Below are 4731 nucleotides of genomic sequence, written 5' to 3'. Positions count from 1 at the left end.
CAATGGCTTATTTCATCATTTTTTGAGGACAATATTTTATAAAAATCAGTTGTGTTTGGATTCTGAGAAAAAGAAACCAAAGAGGTAAGTCCGATAAATATTATAATTAAATATTTCATTTTAATGTAGCACAACGGTTTGTGTATAGTTTCGTTGCGTGAAAATCCGCAGGATTTTCAGGATTAAGAAACTAAGGTAGCAAAATTGCGAGGATTTTCCGCGAGGAAAATCGGAAGCAATGAATTATACACTGTGTTGTAACCAGTTTTTTTATTTTTCATTTTCAGTGAACCATTCAAGACTTTGGTCAAAATATTTTTTTAGTGATTTGTTTAAATATTGGCTGTAATCTGTTTTATCATTTCGTTCTTTCGATAACCAAGCCATCGCATATGCAATTATCTGTTCGGGCAAATATCCTTGACTGCTTGATTGCCATCCAAATCCTTGAGAGCTAAATTGAAAGCGAGAATTTCCAATAAAAATTCCAAATCCATAAACAATAGCTGTTAAGTCAGTTAAGAATTCATCATTTTCCTCAATTCTTTTTTCGCCCAATAGAATTTGATGAGCTAATTCGTGTGAAATAGTAGCAATTAATGAAATCGGATTTTTTAGTTGTCCTTTCTCGATTGAAATTATATTTCCATTTTTTGTTTGCTCAAAAGTTCCGCTTGCACTTTCCCAACTTCCATTTAAATCGGCTGGTGTTGTCAAAATCGTTCCATCTGACATTTCTATAGGTGAGTCTGAAAAAAAGTTCAGTTTCATATCCACATTTTGGATATTCATCAACTCCATTGTTCGTTCAAGAATGAATTCTGCATCTTTTTCTGTTCCATTAAAAGTCATTTCGTAAAAATCCTTGGTTGGCATTACTGTTCGGATTTCCATAAAATGCTCTTGTCCAAATTCCATTTTTAACCAATTCAGGTGTTCCTCAACCCAAATTTTATCTTCTTCGGTAATTGGTAGTTTTTTCTTTCTATTCCAGAACATTAATGGTTGTGTTAAATTGGTTACAACGGTTTGTGTATAGTTTCGTTGCGTGAAAATCCGCAGGATTTTCGTGTTAAGAAACTAAGATAGCAAAGTTGCGAGGATTTTCCGAGAGGAAAATCGGAAGCAATGAATTATACACGGTGTTGTGGTTAGTTTTTTAATTTTTCCAGTCTATGATTTAGTGGTGCAGGATTACGTTTAGGGTTATAAAGGAATGGGTTCTCGGTCATAATTACCAGTGTCGTTTTTTCTTTAAAGTTAAGCTGGCTGATATCTTTATTAAAGTAAAATTTTGAGGCATTTGAAACTCCTGTTATTCCATATCCAAAATCCATTTGGTTAAGGTAATAATTGAAACACTGTTCTTGGGTGAAATGATTTTCAATCTTATAAGCTAACACATAATGATTTCCTGTTATTGTATTTTTGTAATTAATTGGAGCTAATTGAGCAACACTAAGACATGGACATTCTTTTTTGTTTTTACCTTTGAAGCGTTCTAAAATCATACCATTAGTATTGATCAATGGGTGCATGCTATCATATACTTTTTGAAATTCTTTGTCAATTGGGTTTGCCTTAGGAATTTCAGTTTCTATATAAGTTAAAAGCTCTTTGGGAAAAGAGTTGTTTAAATCACTTTTTAGATATTGAAAAAAAGTAAATATTAAAACAAACAAGGAAAAAATAGTAATGATTAAAAACTTTAATAATTTTTTCATTTAAGGTAAATTAACCACAACGGTTTGTGTATAGTTTCGTTGCGTGAAAATCCGCAGGATTTTCGGGTTAAGAAACTAAGATAATAAAGTTGCGAGGATTTTCCGTGAGGAAAATCGGAAGCAATGAATTATACACGGTGTTGTGCTTTCGTTATTTTTTATCCATTTCTGTGAATACTAATTTTAATTTAAATAGTCATCGATCTCTGAATGAATCATCAGAAATCTATCACTCATATACTCAAAACTTTCCTTAGCCGCTTTGTTGATTGCATGCCTGATTAAAAGTAAGTTGGTAAATTCTCGATTATTAACAAAGCTGTTATGATCTAAAGGAAGGTAAGCCTTATTTGAAATATTCCTTGTAACAGCTTGGAATACCTTGATATCAATAAAATTTGCTGACTTATATAAATAAGGGCGTAAGTCATTCTCCAAGTGGGAGTTTAACATGGTTTTATATTCATAATAAGTATTGAAACCATTTTGCATTTTAAGGATATTATTCTTTAAACTGTCATTTTTAGCTTCTTCTATGTAATCAATGATTCCCGAGTTCATGATGTTTAGGTGTGAATGCCTTTCAAGATTTTTTAATCTCTTTCTGCCCAAATTATTTATCATCATATGAATTATGGAATCGTTTATTGTTGAAGAGTCTTCCTGATTGAAAATATCAATGTAGTATTCTATGTTTTTAATATCAGAATCAAGCTTTTCAATTCCCAGGCCAAGGTCTATTAAGTTATGTTGTATTTCAGTTTGAAGGTTTTTTAAGTCGACTTCTAATTCTGCTTTTTTTGAATTTTGAGCATTCCAGTTATTAATTTGGAGAGCAATCAATATTCCGATCACAACAAGAATAATTTCTCCAACGGCATATTTAAAATACTTTCCAGTTTTCCCTTCTGAAAGTAAGTTTTGTCTAATTTTTCTAAAGAATTTTATCATTGGTTAGTGGTTGGTTGTAATGAAGCACAACGGTTTGTGTATAGTTTCGTTGCGTGAAAATCCGCAGGATTTTCGGGTTAAGAAACTAAGATAGTAAAGTTGCGAGGATTTTCCGCGAGGAAAATCGGAAGCAATGAATTATACACTGTGTTGGCACCAGTTTTTATTTTTTAAGTTTGTCTATTTGTTGTCGAGCATATTCCTTTGCTTCGTCATCTCCAAATTCAATTACTTTTTTATAGTACTCAATCGCTTTTTCATTATCTCCTTTTAATTTATAGCAATGAGCAATATTTGAAAGAACAATGATATCTTTTGAATTAATTTTTTCAGCTTTTAAAAGAGGTTCTAATCCTTTGTCATATTCTTCAGTTAGCATGTAAGTAATTGCTAAATTTGATAAACTTTCAATGTGATTGGGATAATACTTCAATACAGTATTTGCAATTTTTCGCATATTTTTAAGTAAATCATCATTTCCTGTATTATATAGTTGTAATTGGTAGGATTGAATGTTTAACAAAAATTCTTGTTCTCCACCATCATGTTTTTTGTGATTAGTCCAGGTCCAATCGTTATTGTTTTTGGCTGAAAATTCAATTGTTTTAATTATTTCTGATGTGAAGTTTTCCCAGTCTGGAATTTGACTTAAAGCATAGATTTTACCGAATCTCATATCAAGTCTGTTGGGGTAAAGTTCTATTCCTTGGTCAATTTTATCGAAGCCTTTTTTTAGTTCAGTTTGATTTATGACAATTTGACTACCTAAAAAACCTGCAGTTTGATTTAAGCTGTCAGTCAGAACAAGACTCTCTCCATTAGGTTGGTCAGTTGAAAGAGACAAAACTTCTTCACGTGATTTCATAAAATGGTAATTGAAAAAGCTTGTATAAAGTTCTGCGTCTTTTGGGTTTTCAGCTTGCCATTTTTTCAAAATTTTTAGTTGGTTTATAGTGTCGTTTGTTTCACATGATTTTATAAACTCTGATTGATAATTTTGACTAAACCCGATTACTGATATTAGAATTGTAGTCAGGGTTGCAAGTAGTTTTGTCATAGGTTGATTTTGTTTAATTGGTGCCAACGGTTTGTATATAGTTTCGTTGCGTGAAAATCCGCTAGGATTTTCAGGTTAAGAAACTAAGTTAGCAAAATTGCGAGGATTTTCCGAGAGGAAAATCAGAAGCAATGAATTATACACTGTGTTGTAGGTAGGCTTTTATTCCGCTGTTATTTTTTTTAGCGCTTTAATGGCCTCTTTTTTTATAGTTTTATTTTTATTAGTTGTTAATTCAGTAAGTCGTTCAATCGAATTTGACAATTTCAATTTTCCAAGTGCAATTACTGCGTGTAAAGCTACTTGATTGTCAAATGTCAATTCAAGCAATAACTTTTCTGATTGTTCCTTATGCTTTTTAGTCTTTCCAAGTGCAAGAACAAACATTTGTCTCGACATTCCATTGTTCTTGTCAGCCGAAATTTTCTTTATTTGGTCAAAGTATGAATCCGTATATAAGTATTCAAACCAATTTCCAACACTCCAACCAATTAGTTCCTTTTCCTTTTCAGTTTTAAGACTTTGGTAATAATCTAACAATTTCTCTTCGGCAATACCTTTGGCTTTTTTTACAGTTACTGCTCTTATAATTCCATCTTTGATAATTGGGTCAGTAACTTTTTTAGAGTCCAACAGGTCCAGCAATAGATTTATATATTCAAAGTCAGTTTGTTTGAAATTGATAAGGTCAAATAAGTTAGAAACTTTAAATCCAGCGTTTCTTAATTCCATTACGACGAATTCATTTTCCTTTTTTCTTATACGATGAATTTCATTGAGAACTTTAGGACTTGTTTCCTTTTTCTCTCTTATAATTCGTTCAATTTCTTTGTCAAAGTCTAAATTCATTCTAGATGCTTTTCAGCTTACCTACAACGGTTTGTGTATAGTTTCGTTGCGTGAAAATCCGCAGGATTTTCGGGTTAAGAAACTAAGATAATAAAGTTGCGAGGATTTTCCGTGAGGAAAATCGGAAGCAATGAATTATACACTGTGTTG

At 31.7% G+C, this 4731-nt stretch carries 5 protein-coding genes; all 5 read right to left on the bottom strand.

Going from position 1 to position 4731, the window contains the following annotated elements:
* Positions 1–270 precede the first annotated feature (270 nt).
* The 5 genes from ZA05_RS01145 to ZA05_RS01125 all read right to left on the bottom strand — a co-directional run bounded on the left by ZA05_RS01145 (position 271) and on the right by ZA05_RS01125 (position 4581).
* The gene (locus ZA05_RS01145) at positions 271–999 is read right to left on the bottom strand and encodes a hypothetical protein (protein ID WP_053990026.1); all 729 of its coding nucleotides are present in this window, start codon (positions 997–999) and stop codon (positions 271–273) included.
* Between the two features lie 152 nt (positions 1000–1151).
* Entirely contained in the window at positions 1152–1724 is a 573-nt protein-coding gene (locus ZA05_RS01140; RefSeq protein ID WP_053990025.1) for a transglycosylase domain-containing protein, read from the bottom strand.
* A 183-nt stretch (positions 1725–1907) separates the two neighbouring features.
* Positions 1908–2675: a hypothetical protein gene (locus tag ZA05_RS01135; RefSeq protein WP_053990024.1), complete on the bottom strand. Its 768-nt coding sequence runs from the start codon at positions 2673–2675 to the stop codon at positions 1908–1910.
* 163 nt (positions 2676–2838) lie between these two features.
* Positions 2839–3732 (bottom strand): tetratricopeptide repeat protein, encoded by an 894-nt coding sequence (locus ZA05_RS01130; protein ID WP_053990027.1) that lies wholly within the window; start codon positions 3730–3732, stop codon positions 2839–2841.
* Between the two features lie 162 nt (positions 3733–3894).
* Positions 3895–4581 (bottom strand): HEAT repeat domain-containing protein, encoded by a 687-nt coding sequence (locus tag ZA05_RS01125; RefSeq protein WP_053990023.1) that lies wholly within the window; start codon positions 4579–4581, stop codon positions 3895–3897.
* Between the last annotated feature and the right edge of the window lie 150 nt (positions 4582–4731).

The sequence above is a fragment of the Mangrovimonas sp. TPBH4 genome (assembly GCF_001280505.1).
In the GTDB taxonomy this organism is placed as follows: Bacteria; Bacteroidota; Bacteroidia; order Flavobacteriales; family Flavobacteriaceae; genus Mangrovimonas_A.
This window is presented reverse-complemented; position numbering and strand designations above follow the sequence as displayed.